The following is a 431-nucleotide window of genomic DNA, read 5'->3' as shown; positions in this document are numbered from 1 at the left end:
TTAATAAGCCTTGCGGCGTATCGGTGCACAGCGAATCGGAAGGGGATGTTTGCCTGCCCGCTTCGCCGGCGCAGCAGCTCGGTGTTGAACGCGTGTGGCTGGTTCACCGTTTGGCCAAGGCCACCAGCGGCCTGTTGCTGTTTGCGCTCAACCGCGCCCGCGCGGCGGCTTTGTCGGCACAGTTTGCCGAGAAAACTATGCGTAAAACGTATTTGGCACTCAGTACGCACAAGCCGGCGAAAAAGCAGGGATGGGTGAAAGGCGGTATGGCGCGTTCGCGGCGCGGTACATGGAAGCTGACGCGAGACGAGGATAATTTTGCCGTTACCCGTTTCAGCAGCCCAAGCCTGAAGCCCGGTTTGCGCCTGTTTGTGTTGCAAACGTTTACCGGCAAAACACATCAGCTGCGCGTGGCCATGAAAAGCATAGGC

General features: G+C 58.5%; 1 protein-coding gene. It reads left to right on the top strand.

The features are described 5' to 3' along the window. The coding region (locus ACTHUR_RS21690) for a pseudouridine synthase (RefSeq protein WP_440400886.1) at window positions 1-431 on the top strand (431 nt) is incomplete at both ends.

The organism is Neisseria sp. P0021.S007 (assembly GCF_051956855.1).
Note: the sequence above shows the minus strand (reverse complement) of the source record. Positions and strands in the feature narration are given on the sequence as shown.